General features: G+C 45.3%; 23 protein-coding genes and 1 tRNA gene. 9 read left to right on the forward strand and 15 right to left on the reverse strand.

Annotated elements, in window-relative coordinates; genetic code table 11:
• Positions 1 to 137 precede the first annotated feature (137 nt).
• Positions 138 to 497, reverse strand: coding sequence for a YbaN family protein (locus tag AB9N12_RS13600; protein ID WP_369892561.1), 360 nt, complete (start codon positions 495 to 497; stop codon positions 138 to 140).
• Positions 498 to 624: 127 nt separating this feature from the next.
• On the opposite strand from AB9N12_RS13600, the gene AB9N12_RS13605 reads away from it, so the two are divergent.
• Entirely contained in the window at positions 625 to 957 is a 333-nt protein-coding gene (locus AB9N12_RS13605) for a 6-pyruvoyl tetrahydropterin synthase family protein (RefSeq protein WP_369892562.1), read from the forward strand.
• Positions 944 to 1489: a 7-carboxy-7-deazaguanine synthase QueE gene (locus AB9N12_RS13610; RefSeq protein WP_369892563.1), complete on the forward strand. Its 546-nt coding sequence runs from the start codon at positions 944 to 946 to the stop codon at positions 1487 to 1489. Before AB9N12_RS13605 ends, AB9N12_RS13610 begins: the two co-directional genes overlap by 14 nt.
• Before the next feature lie 17 nt (positions 1490 to 1506).
• Here the strand turns inward: AB9N12_RS13610 and AB9N12_RS13615 are convergent, their stop codons facing one another.
• Entirely contained in the window at positions 1507 to 2751 is a 1245-nt protein-coding gene (locus AB9N12_RS13615; protein WP_369892565.1) for a carboxypeptidase-like regulatory domain-containing protein, read from the reverse strand.
• Positions 2748 to 3320, reverse strand: a complete 573-nt coding sequence (locus AB9N12_RS13620; RefSeq protein WP_369892566.1) for an RNA polymerase sigma factor — start codon at positions 3318 to 3320, stop codon at positions 2748 to 2750. The genes AB9N12_RS13615 and AB9N12_RS13620 overlap by 4 nt, the downstream gene beginning before the upstream one ends.
• Before the next feature lie 150 nt (positions 3321 to 3470).
• Here AB9N12_RS13620 and AB9N12_RS13625 point away from each other — a divergent pair, with 150 nt between their 5' ends.
• Positions 3471 to 5324, forward strand: a complete 1854-nt coding sequence (locus tag AB9N12_RS13625; protein WP_369892567.1) for a von Willebrand factor type A domain-containing protein — start codon at positions 3471 to 3473, stop codon at positions 5322 to 5324.
• A gap of 632 nt (positions 5325 to 5956) precedes the next feature.
• Here the strand turns inward: AB9N12_RS13625 and AB9N12_RS13630 are convergent.
• The 6 genes from AB9N12_RS13630 to AB9N12_RS13655 all read right to left on the reverse strand — a co-directional run bounded on the left by AB9N12_RS13630 (position 5957) and on the right by AB9N12_RS13655 (position 10857).
• Positions 5957 to 6029: transfer RNA gene (locus tag AB9N12_RS13630), tRNA-Trp, on the reverse strand.
• Positions 6030 to 6094: 65 nt separating this feature from the next.
• On the reverse strand, positions 6095 to 6448 hold the full coding sequence (locus tag AB9N12_RS13635; protein WP_369892568.1) for an arsenate reductase family protein: 354 nt from the start codon (positions 6446 to 6448) through the stop codon (positions 6095 to 6097).
• Positions 6449 to 6496: 48 nt separating this feature from the next.
• Positions 6497 to 7075 (reverse strand): uracil-DNA glycosylase family protein, encoded by a 579-nt coding sequence (locus AB9N12_RS13640; RefSeq protein ID WP_369892569.1) that lies wholly within the window; start codon positions 7073 to 7075, stop codon positions 6497 to 6499.
• Positions 7076 to 7083: 8 nt separating this feature from the next.
• Positions 7084 to 9216 carry a KamA family radical SAM protein gene (locus tag AB9N12_RS13645; RefSeq protein ID WP_369892570.1) on the reverse strand — a complete coding sequence of 711 codons (2133 nt, stop codon included), beginning with the start codon at positions 9214 to 9216 and terminating at the stop codon, positions 7084 to 7086.
• A gap of 164 nt (positions 9217 to 9380) precedes the next feature.
• Entirely contained in the window at positions 9381 to 10010 is a 630-nt protein-coding gene (locus AB9N12_RS13650) for a hypothetical protein (protein ID WP_369892571.1), read from the reverse strand.
• 199 nt (positions 10011 to 10209) lie between these two features.
• On the reverse strand, positions 10210 to 10857 hold the full coding sequence (locus AB9N12_RS13655) for a helix-turn-helix domain-containing protein (RefSeq protein ID WP_369892572.1): 648 nt from the start codon (positions 10855 to 10857) through the stop codon (positions 10210 to 10212).
• 147 nt (positions 10858 to 11004) lie between these two features.
• Here AB9N12_RS13655 and AB9N12_RS13660 point away from each other — a divergent pair, with 147 nt between their 5' ends.
• From AB9N12_RS13660 to AB9N12_RS13675, 4 genes are all read left to right on the forward strand, one after another.
• Complete coding sequence (locus tag AB9N12_RS13660; RefSeq protein ID WP_004301965.1) at positions 11005 to 11181, forward strand: histone H1; 177 nt, start codon at positions 11005 to 11007, stop codon at positions 11179 to 11181.
• Positions 11182 to 11393: 212 nt separating this feature from the next.
• Positions 11394 to 12332, forward strand: a complete 939-nt coding sequence (locus tag AB9N12_RS13665) for a tyrosine-type recombinase/integrase (RefSeq protein WP_369892574.1) — start codon at positions 11394 to 11396, stop codon at positions 12330 to 12332.
• A gap of 486 nt (positions 12333 to 12818) precedes the next feature.
• Complete coding sequence (locus AB9N12_RS13670) at positions 12819 to 16487, forward strand: cell surface protein (protein WP_369892575.1); 3669 nt, start codon at positions 12819 to 12821, stop codon at positions 16485 to 16487.
• 112 nt (positions 16488 to 16599) lie between these two features.
• The gene (locus AB9N12_RS13675) at positions 16600 to 17700 is read left to right on the forward strand and encodes an OmpA family protein (RefSeq protein ID WP_369892576.1); all 1101 of its coding nucleotides are present in this window, start codon (positions 16600 to 16602) and stop codon (positions 17698 to 17700) included.
• A gap of 520 nt (positions 17701 to 18220) precedes the next feature.
• On the opposite strand, the gene AB9N12_RS13680 is transcribed toward AB9N12_RS13675, so the two are convergent.
• From AB9N12_RS13680 to AB9N12_RS13705, 6 genes are all read right to left on the reverse strand, one after another.
• Positions 18221 to 18670, reverse strand: a complete 450-nt coding sequence (locus AB9N12_RS13680) for an N-acetylmuramoyl-L-alanine amidase (RefSeq protein WP_369892577.1) — start codon at positions 18668 to 18670, stop codon at positions 18221 to 18223.
• Entirely contained in the window at positions 18667 to 18996 is a 330-nt protein-coding gene (locus AB9N12_RS13685) for a hypothetical protein (protein ID WP_369892578.1), read from the reverse strand. Before AB9N12_RS13685 ends, AB9N12_RS13680 begins: the two co-directional genes overlap by 4 nt.
• Positions 18997 to 19174: 178 nt before the next feature.
• Positions 19175 to 19672, reverse strand: a complete 498-nt coding sequence (locus AB9N12_RS13690; RefSeq protein ID WP_369892579.1) for an HU family DNA-binding protein — start codon at positions 19670 to 19672, stop codon at positions 19175 to 19177.
• A gap of 187 nt (positions 19673 to 19859) precedes the next feature.
• Positions 19860 to 21221, reverse strand: a complete 1362-nt coding sequence (gene dnaB / locus AB9N12_RS13695) for a replicative DNA helicase (protein WP_369892580.1) — start codon at positions 21219 to 21221, stop codon at positions 19860 to 19862.
• A gap of 14 nt (positions 21222 to 21235) precedes the next feature.
• Entirely contained in the window at positions 21236 to 21856 is a 621-nt protein-coding gene (locus AB9N12_RS13700; protein ID WP_369892582.1) for a hypothetical protein, read from the reverse strand.
• Between the two features lie 549 nt (positions 21857 to 22405).
• Positions 22406 to 22756 (reverse strand): DUF4248 domain-containing protein, encoded by a 351-nt coding sequence (locus AB9N12_RS13705; RefSeq protein WP_369892583.1) that lies wholly within the window; start codon positions 22754 to 22756, stop codon positions 22406 to 22408.
• A 224-nt stretch (positions 22757 to 22980) separates the two neighbouring features.
• On the opposite strand from AB9N12_RS13705, the gene AB9N12_RS13710 reads away from it, so the two are divergent.
• Together AB9N12_RS13710 and AB9N12_RS13715 are read left to right on the forward strand one after the other, a co-directional pair.
• A complete protein-coding gene (locus tag AB9N12_RS13710) occupies positions 22981 to 24249 on the forward strand; it encodes a putative DNA modification/repair radical SAM protein (protein ID WP_369892893.1) in 1269 nt (422 codons plus the stop codon).
• A 119-nt stretch (positions 24250 to 24368) separates the two neighbouring features.
• The gene (locus AB9N12_RS13715) at positions 24369 to 25139 is read left to right on the forward strand and encodes a TIGR03915 family putative DNA repair protein (RefSeq protein ID WP_369892585.1); all 771 of its coding nucleotides are present in this window, start codon (positions 24369 to 24371) and stop codon (positions 25137 to 25139) included.
• Positions 25140 to 25196: the final 57 nt, after the last annotated feature.

Genomic DNA, 25196 nt, shown 5'->3' on the forward strand with positions numbered 1-25196 from the left:
CACAAAAATACGATTAACTCTGATATTACAAAAACTTTTTATGAGAAAATGTTCTTTTTAGCCTAAATTAGCCATGAATAGAGAGGAAATTGGAGTAATTATGCAGGAAATAAGTGTTGTTTACAAGGAATATCGCATTACTTTAACGTCTTGAAAGAAAGAATATGGTAAGTGACTCCTGCGGCAATCAGTCCCAGGAGAATCTTTACCCATATCAAGGGAATCAGGAAGAAAATGCAGTAAAGCATCGTTCCCCACATTAATACGAGAGAAATTATTTTGGCACGGAGAGGAATCGCCTTGTTTTCGCGGAAATTGCGGATATAAGGGCCGAAGTGCCGATGATTGAGCAACCAGTTATATAATCGGGGCGAACCCTTGAAATAAAGGGCAGCGGTGAGTAATAGAAAAGGGGTAGTAGGTAGTAGCGGCAGAAAGATGCCGAGAATACCGAGTGCAAGGGAAATGCTACCTAAAACAATATACAGAGTTTTCATGCGGCAAAGATAATGCAAAAAAGGGAAAAAATAACATTCTTTGCTGGATGAACTCTTATTTTGTGTTACCTTTGCCGTTGCATCGAGGTGACATTAGATGCGTGTAACTATTAAAATACATACACCAATGTTTACAGTAATCAAACGCATGGAGATTTCGGCTTCCCATAAGCTGGTACTCCCGTATCGCAGTAAATGCACCAGTTTACACGGTCACAACTGGATCATCACCGTCTATTGTCGTTCCGTACAGCTCAACGCCGAAGGAATGGTGGTGGATTTTACCCGCATCAAAGAAGTGGTCATGGAGAAACTCGACCATCAAAATCTGAATGAAGTACTCCCCTTTAATCCCACAGCGGAGAATATCGCCCGGTGGGTATGCAATCAGATTCCTCAATGCTATAAAGTGGAAGTGCAGGAATCGGAAGGAAATATGGCTATCTATGAGAAAGATTAATGAAATCTTTTACAGTTTGCAGGGCGAAGGCTATCACACCGGAACTCCGGCTATCTTTGTCCGCTTTTCCGGCTGTAACCTGAAATGTGACTTTTGCGATACACAACACGAAGAAGGAACGATGATGACCGATGAGGAAATTATCACCGAAGTGAAAAAATATCCAGCCGTTACCGTTGTCCTTACGGGTGGCGAACCTTCCTTATGGATAGACGAACCATTGATCGACCTGTTGCACCAGGCGGGTAAATATGTGACCATCGAAACCAACGGCACACACCCCTTACCGGCAGCTATCGATTGGGTGACTTGCTCACCCAAACGAGGAACGAAACTGGCAATCAACCGGATGGATGAAGTAAAAGTTGTCTATGAAGGGCAAGATATAAGTATTTACGAACTACTTCCTGCTGAGCATTTTTTTCTCCAGCCTTGTTCTTGTAATAACATTGCTTCAACAGTGGATTGTGTAATGCGACATCCCAAATGGAGGCTCAGTCTGCAAACACACAAGTTAATCGATATCCGTTGAACCGGATGTTATTTAGTTCAGAATCGTACGGTTACTCGTGCAGGGAGTTTTCCACTTGTCCACTTAGGTCCTTCTTTAACGAGCCGGATTGCTTCTTTGTCAGCGGATTCGCACAATCCATGAATAATCGTGATATATTGTGGCTTTCCTTCTTCATTGACAAAGAAAGAAAGGACTACCTCTCCCTTGATATCCTTACAGTTATTATCTGTTGGACGAATGAGGTTCTTTTTCAGGTACTTCTGATAGTTTCGTTTACCGATGACAGGTTGCGGAGTGCTCTCTTTCTCTACTTGCTCCTTAACCGTCACAGCATTTTCGAGAGTGGTTGACTTCTTCTTCTTTTTAGCTTCGTACCCCACTACCACCACTTCGTCGAGCGTCTGTCTGTTTTCGTTCATGGCAATGAGCATCATCCGGCTGGTATCTACTCGGATTTCTACCGGATCATATCCGATATACTGCGCTGTCAACCGCTTTGTTCCTTCCTTGGGAGGTAATGAAAATTCTCCGTTCACATTTGTGACGGTTCCGATATTCGTCCCTTTATATGTCACACTGGCTCCGATCAGCGGCTCTCCTTTTTTATCGGTCACTCTCCCTTTAATCATGTCATTGGGAGGAAGGATAGCCGGTACAGCTGCTACAGGCACCCCTTGTGGCTGGGAAGTCGTTTGGCTTTTGGCAATCATTTCTTTCTTATCCGCTTGTCTCGTAGCAATTTCGGAGAACGGCGTGGGAGCTTCTGAGATCGGCGTGGGAGCTTCGGAAATCGGTGTGGTATCCGCTTTTACTTTTGTGGTAGCCAATACGATTTCCCTTTGCGGAGCTGTGGAAGTTGCAGGAGTTGTCGGAGTCACAGGAACTACTGGAGTCACAGGAACTACCGGAGTTGCAGGAGTTGTCGGAGTCACCGGAACTGCCGGAGCTGCGGGTTCAGCCAACTTGGTGGAAGCACTTTCCTTGGCGATGAACACTTCCTCCGTCATACTCTTTTTCAGGAACAGGAAATAACTGCTGATACCGAATCCGATAACCAGGCAGGCAGCTATGCTCCAGGTGATGGCACGGGTATTCTTTTTCCTTGCCGAATGAGCTACAACCTGCATTCGCAGTTTCTCGATCCGTTGTTCGTGATTTCCCTCCACCTGGCTGTAACCATCCATAGCATCGGCCAAGAAAGGATCCTGCATCGACTCTCGTTCCAGTCGGTGTGCCTCTTTTCCTTTGCGGAGTCCTCGTATGTAGTCCGATAGTTTCATAGGGCTTGTTTCTTGATACAAATTTTTAAATTTCGCTTTCCGTTCTGGATATAGCTTTTCACATTGTTCAGAGTGAATCCGGTCTGTTCCACAATGTCGGCATACGACATCTCTTCCAGGAAGAAACGCGTAATACTGGTCCGTTGTTCTTCGGGCAACTTTTCGAGACAGTGATGCAATGCCTTTAGTTGTTCCTCCGAACTATCCTCTTCACTTAATAGATGCAGAAATTCGTCAGATTCCACAATATTAACCGTATAATCCAATGGAATTTCTTTATTTTCCTTCCTTAAAAGTTGCAGGCAATGATTCTTCGCCACCCGGTAGAGCCATGGCTTGAAAACTTTTATCTCGTAATTCCCCAGTTTAGGCAATAAATCTTCAAACAACTGCATGACTGCTTCCTGTGCCCGCTCCTCATCATGCAGGTATTTCAGGCAAAGTCCGTACAGTAACGGGATATATCGGTTATATAGTTCACCGAAATATTCCGTATCGCCGGACTTCATATAATGTATCAGTAATTCTTCGTCCGATAGTTTTGATATGTTTCTTTTGAAAAGCAACATCTATTGATTGCCAAAGATAGGAATTGGAACTAAAAATAACAACTGGAAGAAGAAAAATAAAAAAAAGTTCAAGTCATTTATGGAATCAGTGTGAAATCTGCATCTCTATAGTAAAAGCGAACGAATAGTAATAGGTTAAATAGTGAAGTTATGAAAACAAATCAATTCAGAGCGATGATGCTCGTACTGCTGATGGCAGTTGTTTCTTTGGGTATGGTGAACGCGCAGGTTATTACCGTGTCGGGTAGGGTGACGGATGCAAAGGATGGAACTCCGCTTACCGGTTGTTCGGTACAGATAAAGGGTACTGCGAAGGGTACGGTGACGGACGTGAATGGCCGGTATATGATACAGGCTCAGAAAGGAGAAACCTTGTTATTCCGGTTTATCGGGTATAGGCAAGAGAAAAGGGTGGTAAAATCGACTACGCTGGATGTGAAAATGAAAGCTGACAAATTGGCGTTGGAAGAGTGTGTGGTGGTAGGCTATGACCGTGAACCCAGAGCGACAAAAGTGATGTCTGCTGCTTATCGTATGGCAGCATGTCCGGCACCGGGAGTCATGTATGATGCAGCAAATGCGGAAGAATATGGAGCGTTTCAGGAGAACGGTTTCAAGAGGGTGTCGGATGCTCCGCTTTCCACTTTCTCTATTGATGTAGACGCCGCTTCTTATAGTAATATGCGCCGTTTTATCAATAAAGGTGAACTGCCTCCGATCGATGCTATCCGTACGGAAGAGTTAGTGAACTATTTTTCCTATGACTATCCGAAGCCGGCAGGGAGTGACCCAGTGAAAATCGCGATAGAATCCGGAACCTGTCTCTGGAATACCAATCATCGTCTGGTACGGATCGGCTTGAAAGCGAAAGAGATACCGACGGATCATCTGCCTGCATCTAATCTGGTATTCCTGATTGACGTCTCCGGTTCTATGTGGGGAGCCAACCGGTTGGATTTGGTGAAATCATCTCTCAAATTATTGGTGAATAACTTACGTGATAAAGATAAAGTGGCTATCGTGACTTATGCAGGGAGTGCCGGTGTGAAACTGGAAGCTACTCCGGGCAGCGACAAGCAGAAGATTCGCGAAGCGATAGATGAATTAACGGCAGGCGGTGCTACGGCAGGTGGTGCAGGTATCTTGTTGGCGTATAGAATAGCCAAGAATAATTTGATCTCTAATGGTAATAACCGGATCATACTTTGCTCCGATGGTGATTTCAATGTGGGTGTTTCTTCGGCCGAAGGATTGGAACAATTGATTGAAAAAGAACGTAAGAGTGGAGTCGCCCTTACCGTACTGGGCTATGGCATGGGTAATTATAAGGATCAGAAGATTCAGGTGTTGGCAGAAAAGGGAAATGGCAATCATGCTTATATAGATAACTTGCAGGAAGCCAACCGTGTTCTGGTCGGTGAATTCGGTGCTACGTTGCATACGGTGGCAAAAGACGTCAAGTTGCAAGTCGAATTTAACCCTTCCCAAGTGCAGGCATATCGTTTGATTGGTTACGAAAGTCGTCTGTTGAAAGACGAGGACTTTAATAATGACGCTAAAGATGCCGGAGATATGGGCGCGGGACATACGGTGACAGCCTTTTACGAAGTGGTTCCTATCGGAGCAAAGAATGAATATGCTGGTAAAATAGACGACTTGAAATATCAGAAGAAAGAGAAAGTGTCCGTGAATCCGACAGGCTCTCATGAACTCCTGACTGTGAAGCTGCGTTATAAAGCTCCGGATAAAGATATCAGCAAGAAAATGGAACTTTCTTTCGTTGACAGTAAGAGTAATAATGTCTCTTCCGATTTCTGCTTTGCCTCTGCAGTGGCTATGTTCGGACAGTTACTCCGAGGGTCTGACTTTATAGGAAATGCCAGTTACGACCAAGTGATTGAGCTGGCCAAACAGGGACTGAATAAGGATGATAAAGGATATAGAAGAGAATTCATTCGTTTGGTTGAGGCTACTAAAGGATTGGAAAGAACGAATAAGAAATAGGAAAGCAGATGGGAGTCATTGAAAATGTACATCGTTACTGTCTTTGTCGGATGCCGTCACTATAATTAAAGTCGGATAGCGTCACTATAATTAATAGAGGAACAGTTGTAATGGGGGGACAGTTGTCATTTTCATCGTTGTGTCTATGTTATCAGTATGACTGCGAAAGAACTGACAACTGTTTCAGTATACAAATGAAAGAACCCATCTACGGATTTAGATTATAAACAAAAAGCGTCTGATTAAATCAGGAAAAGACACGGAAAACGATTTGTTTCAAGACGTTTAATTGCCTGAAACACTTGTTTTTGCGGCTCTAACTGCTTGTTTTTGCGGCTCTAACTGCTTGTTTTTGCGGCTCTAACTGCTTGTTTTTGCGGCTCTAATTGCTTGGTTTTGAGGCTCTAAACGCTTGGTTTTGCGGCTCTAAACGCTTGGTTTTGCGGTCCTAAACACTTGGTTTCAAGGCTCAAAACAAGTAGTTTCTACACGGTAAACACTTTGTTTTATCGGTTTGAAGTCGCTTTGGTTTACAATCAATCTTTCTACTGACCCATTAATCCCGTCCGAAATTCGTCTGACCTAAAATGAAAAATAGCCGTAAACTTATCGTTTACAGCTATTTGACCTTGCACGGGAGGAGAGGCTCGAACTCCCGACACCCGGTTTTGGAGACCGGTGCTCTACCAACTGAGCTACTCCCGTGTTTGCGGCTGCAAAGGTAGTAGAAACTTCTGAATCTCCAAATATTCGGGTAAATAAGTTTTGATTTATTTTAGTTTTTCCCACTCATCGGGCTTAAAACCGACCAGAACGAAGCTGTCTGTCACGACCAGTGGGCGTTTCACTAATTTACCATTGCTTGCCAAGAGTGCTATCTGTTCTTCCTCACTCATGGCAGGCAGCTTCTCACTTAGTTTCAGCTCTTTATATACCAATCCGCTGGTGTTGAAGAATTTCTTCACCGGCAGACCGCTGCGTGGAATCCATGCTTTCAATTCTTCAACCGTAGGGTTCTCTTCTACGATGAATCGGTTGGTAAACTCAATGTTGTTTTCTATTAACCACTGCTTGGCTTTCCGGCATGTGCTGCATGCCGGGTACTGCAAAAATAATGTTGTCATACTCATTTATAATTCAATTTTTACTGTGTAATACTTACTACTTGAATTTCAATCCAACAGCTGCAAATCCTGAAACATAATCCGGTAAGCGGCTGCTTTCTTGTCCAATGCCAGTGGATACGCTCTGGATGATGAAGGCATCCGGTAAAGCCGCATGGCACGTCCTTCGAACACGAACTCGGAATAATCACCCACTTTCGGCTCTTCTATGTCGAATTGCTGCCGGAGAGTGTCCGTTGCTTTTTGACCGGTAGTGACGATTGCTTTACATTCGGGAAGTTGCCGCAGTAGGGCTGCTACATCGGTAGCTTCCACTACCTCGAGAAACTTATCCGATGCGTTGTCCTGCAACCGGCGGACGGATGAAGCGGTATCGAATAGGGCAATCCCCTTTTCATTCAGAAAGTCTATGATTTGCTCTCGGCAGAATGATTTTAGTGTCGGATTCAGAAAGTGATTCTTGTCATTAAAGAATAAGATTCCGTATATGCGCCACATGTCATTGTTGAGGTTCGGATAGTAAAAATCCATCGACCAACGTTTTTTCTGTGGCGGGAAACTCCCCAACATAAGCAGCGTTGATTGGGCCGGGAGAAACGGTTCTAACGGGTGTGTTTCGATTTCCATATCATTATTCATTGAATACTTAAATTACTCATTTTATCTGTTGTGCGGAAAGAGAAATCGGGATACTCGTAAAGACTGAAACGAGGTTCGGTTTCTCCTTGGGTATAATTCCAGATGGAGGCATACTCTTCCGGGTCTTCTCCCATCTTGGCCAACTGGCGCAGATAAGCAGCCAGCGATTTATTCTCTACGATATAAATCTGCCCCATCCGGTCGATGATCGGACTATGGTGGCGCGTTCCGTCATGTTCGAAGCGCAGAATCCGTTTACCTTCTTCCGTTAATCCTACCAACCGGAACGTCATACTCTTGCCGATAGCCGGCAGATTCAGCACACTGCGGTCCGTGGCAAGGAAAGGCAAATGATGCTTTTTCATGAAGCGCCTCAGTTGCTTGGCAACATCTCCTTTCACTTCCTCTTCCCCTCCGACTTTTGTTTCTAATATCTTATATAATTCCTCTTCCTGTTCCTGCGTCATCCGGCCGTAAATCTTTTCTTCCTGTTGCTCTTGTATGGAGCGGCTATTGGGTGCAAATACTGCATAGTTCTCATTGAATCCCTTCACCGAGAATGTATAATAGCACATGACTCCCCATGAATTAAGCACTTGGCGAAGGCGGGTCGTATGCCCCCGGCGTGAAGCAGCCACCGTATATACCAGCTGATTCGTAATCATCCATCCGGCAGCAAGAATCTTCCGGATGGCTTCTTTAGCTTCAGGCGTGACCTCCAATGGCGTCTGAAAATGGGTCTGTATAATAAACTGTTTCACCCCGATAGCCGATGCCTTCTCTTTGAATTCCCGCAGAATGTCAATCAGCCCGTCGTTGATACGCATCGGCAGATAAGCCAACAGGCGTGATCCCAGCCGTACCCGCTGTAGTTCCGCATATTTCTCTCCATCCTTGCGCTTAAGATTCGCCCTTTGTTTGCGTGCTGCCATCCGATACACCGCATCCAGAATATTCTGAAGCGTTTTATTCTGACTCATCAGCGCATCGCCCCCTGTGATAAGAATATCCCTCAACTGCGTATCCTCTTCAAAATAGGTCATTAACCGGCGCAGCTTGCGGTCCCATGATTCCTTAGGGCGTAACGTCTCAAACTCGAAATTCAACCGTTCACTTTGGAAATCATACATACGCTGACAAGAGGCACAAAGTCCTCCGCAAGCCCGTCCCATCGTATCAGGGATGAGGATAGCCACCTCCGGATATCGGCGATGAATATTATGTCCGTCCGGCAAGAACCAGCCCGCGGCATTCGGTTTCCCGGCCTCTATCATATCCTCCTTCTCCCACGCGCGAATATTGCCGTACGTCTCCACCAAATGGGGAGAATACAGAATATAACTCCGGATGGTCTTGTCATTATACCCATATTCCGTTACATTAAGTAACGATAAATAATAAGGAGTCGCAAAAAACGGCATTCCCTTCTTCCGGGCACGGTGAAGTAGATACATAGTCTCCGAAGAGAGTGAATTCCCCAGGAATCGATTCAACTCACCCGGACTTTTGACAGCCATTGCCAGATGAAAGCGGAAATCATTCCACCATTCACTTACCAACCCGTACTTTTCTTCATAACTCATTCCCTCCTCAAAGTGAAAACGCACCGAAGGCTTCGATTTCCTGTTCTCAATCTTCTGAATCAGCAGGTGCAACATCCTTTCCTTATTCTCTTCCCGCATCGCACGTACCTCTTCATCCAGTCCCGTTTCCCACCGGTCATTCCGGTTTTTGATACGTTGCGGTGACGGCAACGGCACCGCTTTCCCTTTCAATCGTTTCAACATCTGGAGCATTTCAATAAACAGATCCGTCGGCATCTCCATATTTTCCAACGTCCCCGTCAGAAACTCATAAAGCAGCCTGATCGTTTGTATTGGCATCTCCTGTCCCGTAGACAGTTCATGGACATTGCGTCCATCATAATGGAGTAAGAGTCGAATTTGCTCCCTCGCTTCCTCCGCAGTTTCATTCTCGATGCTGCAAGTTTCCAGAAAACGCAGTATCCCGGCCTTGAAATCCTCGACAGTGGAGTTTTTATCCGCTATTTCCACTATCTCCGGAACTTCCTGACCGTAGATCTGTTTCAACTGTGAAAGAGTAAGTGTAAGCATTTTCTTTTGTTTCATAAGCAAGTCAATATTTAAAATTCATATTCGTATGATATCCCGATTCCGAACGATGTCACATAAGACCAAAGAGTACATAAAGATAATAAAAAAAGCGGAAGTACCCCCTTCCGCTTTTTCTATCATATAAATCTTTACGCTTTTCTAACATTTAAAGCGACTCGTCATTTCGTTTCCGTGTCGTCATTCTTCTTTTTCGTTTCCTTCTTGGCAAGGAGAACTATGTTATACACATAATCCGTCATCCACTGTTCCGAGTATCCCAGACGCTCTTTGTATTGGCGGACCGCTGCAGCTGTTTTGTGTACATCATCGGCCTTCCATACTTTCTTGGTACAAACATCATGTACCGTTTTCTGTGTCATGCCATACAAAGCCTTCTTAAAAATCGACGGCATGCGGAACTTCCACTGCATCAGATTTCCCATCAGCATCATCAGGTCATTGGAAAATCCCTGATACATGAACAGATAAGGTTGAATATCATTTTGAGTACGGCAGTTACGTTTCACGGAAGTGTCGATTTCCTTAAAGAAATTTTCATTCAACCCATAGTCCTGCATCAGCATTTTGCGTGAGGCAGACTTTTCAGCCAATCCCAGTTTACCGTTTTGGGTAGCTACTTTAAACAAACGTTTGAAGTTGGCTACATCCGGCAAGAAGCGGATATTGGTGATACCGAGGTTGGTGGCGATAACCGATTGGAAATACACCCGTGTCAGTGAAATGAAATCTTCTACATTGCCGACTTTCGTTTCATCGGATTTTTTCTTGAATAAACCAAATAAGCCCATTGTTATCTTTACAATTTTATTAGTTACAATTTACGATTTGAGCGTATGGAAGCTATATCGTATAACTACCATTTGTCAATATCCGTGCAAAGGTACAAAAACAGTTGGTTTTCACCAACATTCCGACTCCTTTTCGATGTGCCGGTATAGACTCTTTCTTAAAAACAAACCTTCGGATGCCTGTCGGTGTTGTCGGGGGTTATTCGTTTTTCATCCGGAAGTAAAATTTATGATTTTCGAATACGGGTTCCACAATGTCATACCGAACAAATTTGGCAAGCAGATGCTCGGCGGCACGTCGGGAAAGTCCGGTCTGGCGACAGTAACGGTTGAGTGAGAGGATAGTCCCGTGTTCCAGTTGGTCAAGCAGGAGCTGTTCACGTTCGGTGTATCGGATGAGTTCTCCACGGGGGCTGTCGCTCTGTTGCCATACACGGAGATGTACGGGGGTTGCCAGAATATTTTCATCCTTGATGCGGAGATAGGCCAGTGGCTTCCCTGTCTCGTCCTTGGCGTAAACCGGTTTATGTGGAGTCTCTTCGATGGTTGCCACCAGCACTTGCTTTCCTTCCACGATATATGTTTGCAGCGTATATTCCACTTCCGGCATGCAATAAAGTTGTGCGGCGGCTTCTATCATATATTTCTCCTCTTCGGAGCGTACTCCGGCAATTTTACCATTGTCTTTAACGCCAATCAGTAATCGTCCTCCGTCCGTGTTGGCAAAAGCTGAAAGTGTTTTGGCAATTTTGCGTGCATCGGATATTTCGAATTTAAAATCCTGCTGTTGGTGCTCTCCTTCGGCAATCAGTGCATGTATATAATCGGTATCAGTAAGCGGTTTCATGTCTACAAAGGTAGGTAAAAAAGGCAAAAAGCCTCTTTTTTAGATATTTTTCGAAGATTATTTTAAAAAAAATATTGATTTTATGCTTTTATTTCGGGAAACAGTGTATTTTTGTGGCACATTATTAACGAAAAAATAAAAAGGATTATGAAAGAATTGGTAGAAAAAGTAGCAGCTCTTTATGCTGACTTCTCAAAAGATGCTAACGCACAGATTGAAAACGGTAATAAAGCAGCTGGAACTCGCGCTCGTAAGGCTTCTTTGGAAATCGAAAAAGCAATGAAAGAATTCCGTAAAGCATCTTTGGAAGCTTCTAAGAAATAATAGATAGAAGACTACTTAGATATTAGAAAAAAGAGAGGGCATATCGTGTAACGATATGCCCTTTTTCTGTTTTTAACGCAGAATGACTTTGGGTCGTTTTAATGCGGACCACTTTACAAACACACTCACTTTTTACAGTTTCTTCTTCCAACATATTATTAGTAACGAGAATACTCCTATATTTATTGTCTAAATTATTAATAAATCGAGAGATGTTGAAAGTAGTAACATTTATGAAGCAAGTGGCCCGTGGGCTACAGATGGAGGGAAACTTTGGTACTGCTCATGTATACCGTAGCAGTCTCAATGCCATCATTGCGTATTGTGGGAAAGAAGATTTCACCTTTGACGAGGTGAGTTCGGAGTGGTTAAAAGGATTCGAGGTACACCTTCGCAGTCGTGGCTGTAGTTGGAATACCGTTTCCACTTATTTGCGCACGTTTCGTGCAGTTTACAATCGTGCCGTTGTTCTTCGTGAGGCAACTTATGTTCCCCACCTGTTCCGTTCAGTTTATACCGGAACTCGTGCCGACCATAAGCGTGCGTTGGATGAAGAGGATTTAAAGAAAGTATTTGCCGGATTTTCGCAATCCTTTGTCGTCTCTCCGTCCTTACGTCAGGCACAGGAGCTGTTTACCCTGATGTTTTTATTGCGCGGTTTGCCATTTGTCGACCTCGCCTATCTGCGTAAGAGTGATTTGCATGACAATGTGATCACGTATCGCAGGCGTAAAACAGGTCGTACCCTTTCTGTGACGCTGACTGCGGAAGCGATGATTCTGGTAAAGAGATATATGAACCGTGACAGTTCTTCTCCTTATCTGTTTCCTTTGTTGAAGAGCCGTGAAGGGAGTCCGGAGGCTTATCGTGAATACCAGCTGGCATTGCGCACCTTCAACCGCCAGCTGATGTTGCTGGGTGAATTGTTGGGACTGGGCGATAGATTAAGCTCCTACACCGCGCGGCATACTTGGGCTACGACAGCCTATTATTGTGAGATTCATCCGGGAATTATTTCCGAAGCGATGGGTCACTCTTCCATTACTGTGACCGAAACCTATTTGAAGCCTTTCAGGGATAAGAAAATAGATGAGGCCAATAGGCGGGTAATCGATTTTGTAAATCGTACAGTTAGCATTGCAATTTGTTGATAAATAGCCCGTTACTTTGTAGGTAACGGAATTAAATATCGGTGCAAAGATGAGTATATTTATTAAAACATCCAAACGAAATCGTACATTTTTTCCAATAAATTACTTAAAAAAGGAACAAATATAGAAGAACACGTGGATTCTTTGTCTTAGAACGGTGTCAACGTCTAAATTTTGCAATAGATTCCCCTCCCCTCTACTTTTTCAGATAAGCAGGGGTTAGAAGATTCGTTATATATCGTGGTATTTTCCAGTATAGACTACTCTCAAAGAGCAGGCACAAAGGTTTTCCCGTTACCTACAAAGTAACGGGCAGAGGATATTATCATATATACATTAAATGCACAATATGAAGGAAAAAGTCAAATGAATTAAGAAAAGGAGGTCGCATAAAGATGAAAGGAATGAAAATGAATTTTGAGATGAAGAATCTGAAAACTATATTCTTATTATTTTTTTAATTTATAAATTAAAAGTTTTTTTATTATGAACAAAAAGTATTTAAGTGTCGTCCTGTTTGGAGCACTATTAGCGGCTTCGGCGGGTACATTTACTTCTTGTAAAGACTATGATGATGACATCAAGGGGCTACAAGAACGAATTGACGGAAATCAAAGCTCCGTTGCAGCTCTTGAAAAACAGCTGGCTACTTTAGACGCTGCCGCTAAGGCTGCACAAACGGCTGCCGATAACGCTAAAACGGCTGCTGAAGCTGCTCAGGCAGAAGCAGAAGCTGCCAAAGCTGTCGGTGACCAAGCTGCTGCCGAGGCTGCGCAGGCTAAACGTGACGCTCAAGCTGCACAGGTGGCTGCTAATAATGCTAAAGTGGAAGCCATCGAAGAAGCTAAAAAGCAAGTGGAAGCGTTGAAGGTTCTGTTGCAAGAGTCTATCAACGGAAAGGTTGACGTGGAGGTCTTTGAAGCAGCCCAAACTGCAATTGGAGGTAAAATTGCAGGTATCGAAGAGAGATTGAACAACCTGGATCCGGATCAGGTGGCCGAAGACATGCGTGATGCGAAGCAGGCTATCGCAACTTTGATGGCAGCATACGAAAACTTGAAAATTCAGGAGGCTACATTAAATGAATATAAAGAAGCTTGTCTTGATTACACTGCCAATGCTGAGGCGATCAAGAAAGCCGTAGAAGATATCGGCACTGCTCAAACAGAAATTGAGAAGCTGTGGAATGAAATCAACGGTGAAGGCGGACTGAAAGAACTGATTGGCGGTAATACAACAGCTATTTCGAATCTGACGACCCAGACTGCTAAAGATATAGAGAATCTGGAAAACCGTATCAATGGTCAGCTGACAGATATTAAAGATGATATCAAAGACAATATCAAACCGGCTATTCTTGCTATTCAAAACCAAATCAGAGACGAAATCAAACCTGACTTGGATCAATTGCACATATTGGTGGTAGCCCGTTTGTCAAGTATCACATTTGCTCCGGATTATATCGTAGACGGTGTTGAAGCGATCAAGTTCAGCTCGTTGAAGTATGGTGCGATGGACAAGAGTGAAAATGCAGCAATCCCTACTACTTATAAATTCTCTACAGCTGCTTTGGCAACTGCCAGCTACCACTTCAATCCGGCTAGCTTCAAGTTGGCTAACGCAGACTATAGCTACATTGACCGCACCGTTACAGTGGTTAACACTCGTGCTGCTGCCAGCAAGTGGGTTGAAATCAGTGGCGAACCGGTGGCTAATGCTGAAAAGGGTACGGTTGACTTCAAGCTGCTTCGTCTGAACGCTCACTCAACTCAGCCGGAAAAGAGCGATGTGAACATGATAGCTTTGCAGGCTACCTTGAAAGGTGATGCTGTTGACAAAAAGGAAACAGGTGCAGTTGTAACTTCTCCATACGTATCTGTCTACGACGAAGTACTGGATGCATCGGATGTACGTATTGCCGATGATGCTACTTTGACTGAATTTGGAGCTGATGCTCATTATGCAACCACATTTGATGCATGTAAAGAAGAAGAACCTCGATACAAGATGTATTACAACGAAGTGTTTGATTTGAAAGACTTGGTGGCAACTTGTTTCGGTGACAATGAAGAAACCAATATCCATCGTAAATTCCCGATCGAAGACTATAACCTGTCGTATAGATTTGCCGTAGCAAGTTCTGAATATAAAATTTCAACAGGAGGAACTATTACCGACCAGCAGAAGAACATCCTGTGTAACGATGCTGAAGAAGGTTTGTTCCAGGCTAAAGATTTCAGCAGAGAAGCTATCGGTCGCACTCCGATCTTTAAAGTTGAACTGGTTGATGCTGACGGTAATGTAGTACGTCGTGGTTTCGTAAAAGTGGCAATCGGAGTTGCTAAGAGTGATGATATGATTCTGCCTATGAGTTGTGGAACATTGACCTACGAATGTGCATCAACGACTGCTAAATATGAGATATCAGAAGAATACATTATTGAGAACCTGTATCGTAAGATTGCAAACAGTCTTGGTGAAGTGGGTATGAGCCACGAAGAATTCTGGAATCTGTATGATGTTTCTGCAGCTACAACTATTGTAACGAAGAACGGTCAGGCTTATGCAATGTCGTCAGTACCTCAAATCGTAGACGGTCCTACTGCAGCCGGAGTTGCAACTAAGAAGATTGTTTGGTCATTCAAACATAGTGAACTTGGCAAGATCGGTAATACTTCTGCTTTCGTAGCAAGCATTACTGTGAAGAATAAACTGGCTTCTTCCGAATATCCTGCTGCTGTAACATTCAAATTCACACTTGAAGTGAAGTTGCCGGCATTTACAGAAACGCTGACTAAGAATGAAATCTATTGGACTTTAAACAATATTTCAGATGACTTTGATGTGAATGTAACTGTTCCGAATAAGATTGACGAGGCTGCTGAAAACTGTCAGTTCAGTCAAGATCTGAAAGTAGCTTATAAAACACACAAAGTAGAAGGACTGCCCGAATGTGTTACAGATTATTATCAGATAACCGAAACCAAATCTAATGGTAAAGCTACTGCGACTGTATTGTCCGGTGTTAAGATCAATGGAACTGTAATCTCTTTGGATAAGAATGATGCTGCGGTTCAGAAGGCATTGAACAGCGAAGGTGGTCTGCAGGCTGTAGTTAAACATGTTTATAGACTGGAGAGCGATGATGAACTTTCACAACATAGCTTTGTGGTTAACTTCATCCGTCCGGTTAATTTGAATATGCCGAGTGGCATGTCTTTGCAGGATGCCAAGACCGGTGGTGATATCGCTAACTTCCAGCACAATAACCTGTTGACAGACTGGAGAGGTGAAGCAATTACTGCTCCTGGATCGGAACTTGTTACAGAAAGTAAATCTTATTGGAACTACAAGTATACTCCGAAGTACGAATATGTTGACGGTCACTATGTACAGACACAAGAAGCCAAGTTGAATGTGAAAACTGAAGAAGTATCCTTCATTGCTACTAAACCTGTGACTATGTATAACGTAAAAGCAACATATACATATAGCCTATGGGTAGGTGGTACTGAGGCAACTGCAGGATATCAAGAAAAAGCGAGAGAGACTTTTGAAGGTAATGGAGAGACTATGAGTGATGCAATGATGCAGATTGAGGCTCAAGTTACCGCTAAGAAGGCGACGGATTGGAAAATGTACACTTATGCAATAGTAAAACAGGAGGGAGAGCCTGTTGTAACTACTAGCGTTGTTCCGAAAGATGAAGAGGTTAAATACACTTACGTATCAGGTATCGAGTATACTCCGGCTAAGTACGAATGGATTGATGGTACTTGGGAAGAAGTTAAACATGACCACTCTGACATGCCTGACTTCGCCGGATCAAAGGATGGAGAAACAGCCGGATGCGGATGCTATGTATGGATTACTGAAACATCCCAAACTACTCAACCGATTCCCGGACAATTCTGGGACTTCTATGGACCATTCGGCGACGTTAAATTGGATGTAACGAAAGCTACTACCGATCTGTCTGACGGTAAATTGCCTAGCGGTGCTACTTTGGTTCAGGAAGGTAATACTGTTAAGTATGTAAATGTTCATTCACCGGTAGGATCTGAATATAAGATCTTCATCCCTGCTACTGTAAATTACGGTTGGGGTACTGCTACTTCTCAGTTGACTATTGTGGTGAAACCCGTTAAGAAGTAACAATTGATACTGTGTGAATGTCTTTGAAATAATTCTTTGACAGAATAATTCTAAAAGGGGGGCCCTCCCGTAGAGCCCCCCTTTTTTTCCTAGGACTTCAAATAAAAAGATTATGAAAATAAGAAGTTTGTTATTATTATCTCTGTTGACTGTCGGTGGTACTATTGCTATGGCACAGGAGCTGCGGAAGATCAAGGAGGAAGGTCAGACCGTGTTCAAACCTCATTGGTTTATGCAGGTACAGGCGGGAGCTGCCCACACAGTAGGCGAAGCCGGTTTTACCGATCTGATTTCTCCGGCAGCTGCTCTGAATGTGGGCTATAAGTTCGCTCCGGCATTCGGTGCACGTATCGGTGTCAGCGGTTGGCAGGCAAAAGGAGGCTGGGTAACTCCGGAACAAACATACAAGTATAAATATCTGCAAGGCAATCTGGATATCATGGCAGATCTCAGTACTTTGTTTGGTGGTTTTAATCCGAAACGTGTATTCAACGGATATATTTTTGGCGGTGTAGGATTGAATCGTGGTTTTGATAATGACGAGGCGAATGCACTGGATACAAAAACTCATGAACTTGAATACCTATGGCAGGAAGGTAAAATTCTCCCTACAGGGCGTTTCGGACTGGGTTGTGACCTTCGTCTGAATGATCGTTTGTCCATCAATATCGAAGGAAATGCAAACGCTCTTTCCGATAAATTCAATTCCAAAAAGGCGGGTAACTGCGACTGGCAGTTCAATGCTTTGGTAGGTGTGAGCATCAAACTGGGTAAGAGCTACACTAAAACTGCCCCAGTTTATTACGAACCGGAACCCATCGTAGCGGAACAACCGAAGCCGGCTCCTGTAGTGGAACAGCCACAGCCAAAAGAGGAAGTGGTGGTAGCAGTACAGCCGATGAAACAAAATGTATTCTTTGCTTTAAACTCTGCAAAGATTCAGAAGGATCAGCAAGCTAAGATTCTTTCTTTGGTTGAGTACTTGGAGAAACATCCTGCAGCTAAGGTGAGCGTGACCGGTTATGCCGACGCGGAAACGGGCAATCCTAAAATCAATCATAAATTGTCCGAAAAACGTGCAAACAATGTGGCCGAAGCTTTGAAGGCAAAAGGTATTGCTGCTGATAGAATCACTGTTGATTATAAAGGTGATACAGTTCAGCCGTATCATACTCCTGAAGAAAATCGGGTAAGTATTTGTATTGCTGAGTAGGTAGGGATAAGAATAAACAATATTACCCCATTTCTCATGAGCGAGTTCTTCCCCGATACTTTATATATCTTTGTATAAGGTACTCTCGCATTGAGAAACGTTAAGAAGTACGCCCTTGTGAAAGCCCGTACTTTTGTAATCAAACCCTTTCTTCATTTAACTATGGAGATTACATTAGGGAATAGTGGGATAGGTCGTGCCTGTGAAAGTACATCTTTTCCATAAGCTATTTCCAGTTAGAGGATGCCGTCCTTTTCCCACAGGCATCCTCTTTTTTATTTATGCTGGACTGCTTCACTGTCAATCAGTTTTATAGTCTCATCAGTCTCATCTAATAGTCTCATTGGTCTCATTTATAGTCTCATTTACAGTCTCCTCTTCCATGATAGCAAGAGAGCCGTTTCCAAGACACCGAAACCCCGGGCTTTCACAAGTCCGGGGCTTCTCCATTGAAAAATTGGAATCAATAAAATAATAACTACAAAACAACAACTATAAAATGGCCAGACACAAAAGAGATTTATTCTTTATCCCAGTCCGTTTCGGCATTGAAGCAGGGGCAGGCTTTGATCCACTCTTCCGGTTCAATCTCACCGTTTCCGTTCAGATCGGGGCTAAGGTCGCGATGTCCGCAGACGCGGCACTGGGGAAAGTCTTTTAGTAAAGTCAGGATCAGGACCCGTAGCGAATGTTTCTGCCAACAGGTACGTGTGTCTTTCGGTTGTCCCTTGCAGTCCAGACCGCCTTCATAACAGATGCCGATGCTCTCCCGGTTGAAACCTTGGCTGTGTGCGCCGATCTGTTCTATCGGGCGGGTAGACTTGATATCCCCATTCTTGCGGATATAGAAATGATACCCTGGTCCCTTGAAACCGCGGCGGCGGTGGCAGACGTCCAAATCATGTTCGGTGAAGGATTTGTCTTCGCGTGTTGCCGAGCAATGGACAACAATCAGATTAACTGTTCTCATACGCTATCGGGTGTTGGGGAGGTGGATGATGATTCGGATTCGGAACCTTTGTTGCGCTGGATACACTCTTTCTTGACACATTGCAAGGTCACAGCTTCCGAGAGCTTGCCTTTGAGTGAAAAGATCTCCGAGTGCATCTCCTTCACACAATCGCTCAAATTGAAATAATCTTTTAATACCTTTTCGAGCTGTTGCATGAGAAAGCTATATTGCTCTTTCACCAGTTCGCTGAACTCTTTGACTTCCTGCAGCATTTGCTGACGCTTTTTGCGACCCCCGAGAAAGGGGAGAATCGACATGATAATATCTATGATTTTGTCTAACATCCGGATTGATTTAAAAATTAAAGACTGAAAATGAAAATGAGAAAAGGGAAAATGATGGAAGAGAGAGAACAGAAACCACATGGCAAGGAACAGGCACGAGTCAGTTCCTGAAACCATGTGGAACTGTTTTTAAGGATGCAATGTCACCCCGTCGGAGAGGGACGTGCGGGCAAAACCGTTAGGCGGTAGGATTCGGAGCCTCTTCGTCAACCGGTTTGTCTTCCGAACCATCGTCTTCGGAACCGCTGCCATCGCTCTTGCCGCTCAGGACGAAGTCTACATTGTTATCGCTTCGCGTACTCGTATGGCTCGAATTCATCAGCTTCAAAGCCTTGTCGGCAACAAAGCGTACATTGACGCGGCGGATACAGCGTACCGTACAATCTCTCATAGCCTCCGTACCGTCGCTGGTCAGCGTGATATGGAACGTACCCAATCCGTCGATTTTCACCTTGTCGCCTTGGGTGAGCGACAGACGCAACTGCTCTACAAATGCCTCGATGGTGTGTTTCACATCACCGGCGGTCAGTGCCGATTTACTCTCGATGGCGCTCGCCAATGTGTCGATGTCCATCACTCTGACATTGCCCGATTTCTTACGTATGTAATACAACAACGGAGCATCCTCCTGGTTTACATACTTTCTGCGTTGATAGCGTTCTACTAATACATCCATAATTTTGAAAAGTTAAGGTTTAAGTGAATAATCATATCTTTCTTTCTGATAATACAAATATACAAAATAAAAAGGGAAAAGTCAAGTAAAAACGGATTTATTTTCTTTTAATTTATAAAAAATATTTATTCAAAATATATTCATGAAAAGGGTATGCATTGTACTGTCATTTGTATAACAGATCCTCTTATTTGGCATGTTTTTCGAAATATTCCAATGGCGGGATATAGTCATATATTTTTGTCATAGACCGGTTGTGCCCGAAATAGACATTCCCCGTTTCTCCGTTGCGCTGTTTTGCCACGATGGCTACCCCCAGTCCCTCTGTCGGGTAGCCGCTTTCCCGATCGGTGGCGATGCGTTGCATGGCGGGGCGATAAAGCAGCATAACCACGTCCGCGTCCTGCTCAATGGCTCCGCTCTCACGCAGGTGTGCCAGTTCGGGACGTCCTCCGGGACGGTTTTCCGACTCCCGGTTGAGCTGGCTGAGCAACACGATGGGGATCTGTAGCTCCTTGGCAAGCAGCTTGGCTTTCCGGGTGGCTTGTGCCACCTCCTGTTCCCGGTTGCGGTTGCCCTGTTTGCCGGTCATGTCGCAGAGTTGCAGGTAGTCGATGATAATCATGTCACACTGCCGGCGGCTCTTCAACAGCCGGGCACTGGAACGGATGTGCTCCATGCTGACCGAAGCGTTGTCGTCCACGTAGATGGGGAGTCTGGAGAGTTCCAAGGCCGTGGTGCGTGCGTTTTCCATCTCTTCCGCGGTGGGTATGCCGTTTCTCCACCGGTAGGGGTTGATATGTCCGGTCGCTGCCAGCCATCGGTCGGCGAGTCGTTCTCCCTGCATCTCGAGGCTGTAAACGGCCACTGTGTTGCCTGCCATTGCCGCATGACGTGCCAGGTGTAGGGCAAAAGCCGTTTTCCCTACGGAGGGGCGGGCGGCGATGATGATGAGATCGCTGTTCTGCAGTCCGCCAGTTTTCTGGTCGAGGTCGGTCAGTCCGGTGGGGATGCCGGTCACCCCGTTCACGCTTTTGGCAATGCGTAGTTCGGCCTCTTTCAGGGTATCGGTCATCAGCGTATCCATACAGCGCATGTGTTCGTGGTGTCCGGACTCCCCTTCCAGGCGGTCGAGCAGGTTGTGTGCATCGATCAGCGTGTCGTAGATGTCGATTGTTTCATCCATGGCGCAGGTGAATAGCTTGTTGAAGCCGACCACCGCTTCCCGTGCCAGGTATTTCTGGTGTACGATTTGTGCATGGTATTCGATATGTGCGGAGGAGGCTACCCGGCTGCTCAGCCGGGTGATGGCATACGGTCCGCCTGCCTTTTCGAGCGTTCCTCGTCGGGTGAGCTCTTCTTTGACGGTGAGTATGTCGATCTTCTTGTTGGCCTGATACATGGCGATCAGAGCGGCAAAAATCAGTTGGTGAGACTCTTCGTAGAACATGTCGGGGCGTAGCTTGTCGGCTACGAGCGGCAGTGCTTCCTGTTCGATCAGGCAGGCACCAATGATGGCTTCTTCGAGTTCGCTGGCGTGTGGTTGCATCTTTTTTCGATTTTTTAGTTGGTATATTCGTTTAAGAAAGCCTTGTCTCTCAGGTAAGTGGAGGCAAGCGGGATGAAGCGTATGTCGTTGGTGTGGTAGTAGACCTCTTCGATCCGGTCGATGGCGAGCTGCCGCTCCTCTTGGGGCAGCTTGTCCCATTCGCGGCGGGCGCGGGCGATGTTCTGCTTGGGCTTTTGCATCGTTTCATGATACTTGTCCCAAAAGAGATAGAAGGATTCGGTATTTTTTTTCTTGTTCGCTTCGCGCGTCTCCGGAGAGAGCGTTCCGGTCCAGAAATCATAATCGATGATGTGGATATGGAAGACGTTTTTGGGGTGGGGGATGATTTTGATGAGACCCTCTTTCTCGATTGTCTGGAAAAAACGGGCGGTTTTGCTGCGGCTCCATTGAAAGAGTTCGCTCCAGCGTCGCAGGCTGATGGCGGACTCTCCACGCTGGCATACGATGTCGACCATCTGAATCTTGTACGTGATTTCCGAGTAGTTGGCACGTGTCAGGATCTGGAGGAGTGCTTTCAGTTCTTCCGAATTTTTTTCGTTGACCAGGCATTTTAACCATGCTTTGGGGAGCAGGATATACCCTTCTTTCAGGAGCTCTTTGGACGATTGTTTCATAGAGATGCATTTTTTTACGGGTTATTATTACGGGTTGGCTTTATGTGCATACCTTGTGGGATGCGGTTGCGAAGATAATGCATTTATGACCGTTTATGCAAATCTTTTTTGGCTGGCATGGAGGGATTTGGACGGTATTGCGGGATTTGGAGGAGAAGAGACGGAAATCGTGTTGTTTTTGGGGTGCCGCGGGGTGTAAAGAGAGGGGGATGGGGAGAGGACGGACCATAAACGAAGGCTCTGTTTGCTGTAAACAGAGCCTTTGTCGGTGATAAACAGAGCCTCTATCGGCCGTAAGTAGAGCCTCTGTTCCGGTGGATGCGGCTTTCGTTTCGGTCATTTTTCCTGACAGAAAAACGAGCCACCAAACGAGCCACCCCTAAAGCTGGTCTAACTGTTTGTCTTCCAATCGCTTGCAACGCTCGAAAAAAAGAGAAAGAGCCACCAAACGAGCATATATAAATACTAAAATATAATAATTATATAAATATAGTTCGATCGACACACTTTTTCTGTGCTTTCGGAGGTGCTGTTCTGCGAATATTCTTTTCATCGGTGAAGGATGTGGTAGCGTATGATGATCTTCTCCGGTCCCCAGACCATGAAGAGGATCTGCTGCTGCCGGGGACTCAGGCGGGTCGTCTCGCGTACGTAATGCGCCTCTGTCAATGCATCGAACAGCTGTTTGTCGAGTTCGATTTCGTTTCTCATTCTTCTGCTGGCTGCGTCGGCATTGGCATATTCGGGAAAATACTCATGTGCGATGATGGAGAAGGTTTTGAAACCGTTAATCACCCAGGTCCGCTCTTCTATTTCAACTTTCATGTAGTCCGTGTAGTCCATCTTTTTTGTAATTTTAAATTGGTTATTAATAAGGGTTGTTTGATGTCGACTTTGCAAAGTTAATGAAAAAATATTTGTGAGGATAAAATTATCTGTTTATTTTTGTTTGGAAACGTGTAGATGTAATGAAATATTATGTTGATTGTCCCTTTTTATAAGCGTAGCTTTGTAATTCTTTAAAATGTACAAATTTTGTATTTATATATTGGCTGAAATTTTTTTCTTCCATCCGTTTTTCAAATTAAATCGTATCTTTGTCCCAAGAATCAAGATCGGGCATGATGAACGAAAACGTCTTAGCGAAACTGAAGATACTGGCGGAATCTGCCAAGTACGATGTTTCCTGTTCTTCCAGCGGTACGGTGCGTTCCCATAAGTCGGGAACGCTGGGAAACACGGTGGGGGGATGGGGGATATGCCACAGCTTTGCCGAGGACGGGCGGTGTATCTCGCTGCTGAAAATCATGCTTACCAATTATTGCATGTACGATTGTGCCTATTGCATCAACCGGCGTAGCAACGATCTGCCCCGCGCCACCTTTTCCGTGTCGGAGCTGGTGGAGCTGACGATGGAATTCTACCGTCGTAACTATATCGAAGGGCTGTTTCTCAGCTCCGGCGTGGTCCGTAATCCGGACTATACCATGGAGCGACTGGTGCGTGTGGCGAAGGATTTGCGGGAAGTGCACCGTTTCAACGGTTATATCCATCTCAAGAGTATTCCCGGAGCCAGTCGCGAATTGGTGAACGAGGCGGGGTTGTATGCCGATCGCCTGAGTGTCAACATCGAAATTCCCAAAGAGGAGAACCTGAAGCTGCTGGCGCCGGAGAAGGATCACCGGAGCGTATTTGCTCCGATGAAATACATTCAGCAAGGCGTGCTGGAGAGCAAGGAAGAACGGCGGAAGTTCCGCTACGCACCCCGTTTCGCACCTGCGGGACAGAGTACGCAGGTGATTGTGGGGGCTACCTCCGAATCGGATAAGGATATCCTGTCGCTCTCGTCGGCACTTTACCGGCACCCCACCATGAAACGGGTCTATTACTCGGGCTATGTCTCCGTGAATACGTATGATAAACGCCTCCCGGCATTGAAACAGCCCCCTTTGGTGCGTGAGAACCGGCTCTATCAGGCGGACTGGCTACTGCGCTTTTATCAGTTCAAGGTGGATGAGATTGTGGATGACGCCTATCCGGATCTCGACCTCGAGATAGACCCGAAGCTCTCGTGGGCCTTGCGCCATCCCGAACTGTTTCCCGTCGATATCAATCAGGCGGACTACGAGATGTTGCTCCGTGTGCCGGGGGTAGGGGTGAAGTCGGCGAGACTGGTGGTGGCTTCCCGCCGGTTCTCGAGGCTGGGATTTTATGAACTGAAGAAGATGGGGGTGGTGATGAAGAAGGCGCAATATTTCATCACTTGCAAAGAACTGCCGCTCCGGATGCAGACGGTGAACGAACTTTCTCCGCAACGGGTACGCAGCTTATTGCTGCCGAAGCCGAAGAAGAGAGTGGACGAGCGGCAGTTGGTGCTTGATTTTGGCGAATAAATAACAATGGTTTCTGAGCGGACAATTTAGTGGGTAGGTGGTCCGGTTCGGGTGAATGTTTGTTTGGGGTGAATGACCGGTGGTAACAGTTATTGGGTGGTAATGATAGAGGATGTGTGATGAATGTTTATGTGTACGATAAAACCTTTGACGGTCTGCTGACGGCAGTGTTCGACGCCTATTTCCGCAAGACCTTTCCCGATGCCTTGTTGTCGGAAGGAGATGCTTTGCCTCTGTTTTGTGAGGAGCTGCATACGGTAGTCACCGATGAGGAGAAGGCCGGTCGTGTGTGGCGGGGATTGCAGAAGAAAGTTTCCTCTTCCGCTTTGGGGTGCCTCACACAAAGTTGGCTGTCGGAACTTCCTGAGATCGGCATACTGATTTTCCGGTATATCCGTAAGGCAATCGATGCCCCCCGTTCTATCGAAACCAACTTCGGCGATCCGGACGTCTTGCGATTGGCGCAGATCTGGAAGAAGGTGGATGGAGAGCGTCTGCGCCTGATGCAGTTTGTCCGTTTCCAGAAAGCTGCCGACGGTACCTACTTTGCCGCTTTCGAACCGCTCTACAATGCACTCCCGCTGACCGTCCATCATTTCAAGGACCGTTTTGCCGATCAGAAATGGATGATTTACGACATGAAACGCCGTTACGGCTTTTATTACGACTTGCAGCAGGTGACGACCGTCTCGTTTGACGACGACAGTCGCGAGTCACATCTGATTACGGGGATGCTGGACGAAAGCCTGATGGACCGCGATGAGAAGCTTTTCCAACAGCTCTGGAAGAGCTATTTCAAGGCTATCTGCATCAAAGAACGTCTGAATCCGAGAAAGCACCGACAGGATATGCCTGTACGGTATTGGAAGTATCTGACGGAAAAGCAATAAATTACCTTCTTCAAACATGAGATTCCGCATTTAAAAGATTAGCTGTCTGCCGTGTAT

This window comes from Bacteroides sp. AN502(2024), assembly GCF_041227145.1.
GTDB lineage: Bacteria > Bacteroidota > Bacteroidia > Bacteroidales > Bacteroidaceae > Bacteroides.